The sequence below is a fragment of the Mesorhizobium escarrei genome, assembly GCF_935825525.1.
GTDB lineage: Bacteria > Pseudomonadota > Alphaproteobacteria > Rhizobiales > Rhizobiaceae > Mesorhizobium > Mesorhizobium escarrei.
Genome location: NZ_CAKXZT010000156.1, coordinates 1 through 1,176, shown reverse-complemented (window position 1 = coordinate 1,176; position 1,176 = coordinate 1). Strand labels below are relative to the sequence as shown.

At 63.4% G+C, this 1,176-nt stretch carries 1 protein-coding gene; it reads right to left on the bottom strand.

All coding sequences use genetic code 11. The features are described 5' to 3' along the window. The gene (gene tuf / locus NMG80_RS28350) at positions 1 to 1,176 is read right to left on the bottom strand and encodes an elongation factor Tu (RefSeq protein ID WP_091591201.1); all 1,176 of its coding nucleotides are present in this window, start codon (positions 1,174 to 1,176) and stop codon (positions 1 to 3) included.

The following is a 1,176-nucleotide window of genomic DNA, read 5'->3' as shown; positions in this document are numbered from 1 at the left end:
TTACTCTTTGATGGTGACGACGATGCCGGCACCGACGGTGCGGCCGCCTTCACGGATGGCGAAGCGCAGCTTCTCTTCCATGGCGATCGGCACGATCAGCTCGACATCGACGGTGATGTTGTCGCCCGGCATCACCATCTCGGTGCCTTCCGGCAGCGACACGATGCCGGTCACGTCGGTGGTGCGGAAGTAGAACTGCGGCCGGTAGTTGGTGAAGAACGGCGTGTGACGGCCGCCCTCGTCCTTGGTCAGGATGTAGGCTTCGGCGACGAACTTCTTGTGCGGCTTGACCGTGCCCGGCTTGGCCAGAACCTGGCCGCGCTCGACACCTTCACGGTCGACACCGCGCAAGAGCGCGCCGATGTTGTCGCCGGCCTGGCCCTGGTCGAGCAGCTTGCGGAACATCTCGACGCCCGTGCAGGTCGTCTTGGTGGTCGGACGGATGCCGACGATCTCGAGCTCCTCGCCGACCTTGACCACGCCGCGCTCGACGCGGCCGGTCACCACCGTGCCGCGGCCCGAGATCGAGAATACGTCCTCGATCGGCATCAGGAACGGCTTGTCGAGCGGACGAACCGGCGTCGGGATGTAGTCGTCGACCGCAGCCATCAATTCGCGGATCGAATCCTCGCCGATCTTCTTGTCGGAATCTTCCAGAGCCGCGAGCGCCGAACCCTTGACGATCGGAATGTCGTCGCCGGGGAACTCGTTCTTGGTCAAGAGCTCGCGCACCTCGAGCTCGACCAGCTCGAGCAGCTCGGCGTCGTCGACCTGGTCGACCTTGTTCAAGAACACCACGATCGACGGCACGCCGACCTGACGGGCCAGCAGGATGTGCTCGCGGGTCTGCGGCATCGGGCCGTCGGCGGCCGACACAACCAGGATCGCGCCGTCCATCTGCGCAGCACCGGTGATCATGTTCTTGACATAGTCGGCGTGGCCGGGGCAGTCGACATGGGCGTAGTGGCGGTTGGCCGTCTCGTATTCGACATGCGCCGTCGAGATGGTGATGCCGCGCGCCTTCTCCTCCGGCGCCGCATCGATCTGGTCGTAGCGCTTGTATTCGCCAAAATACTTGGTGATCGCCGCCGTCAGCGACGTCTTGCCATGATCGACATGGCCAATCGTGCCGATGTTCACATGAGGCTTTGTACGCTCGAATTTACCTTTTGCCAT

What these genes read in the sequence shown, in the direction of transcription:
- tuf (WP_091591201.1), bottom strand. Translation starts at nt 1,176, where the DNA reads ATGGCAAAAGGTAAATTCGAGCGTACAAAGCCTCATGTGAACATCGGC.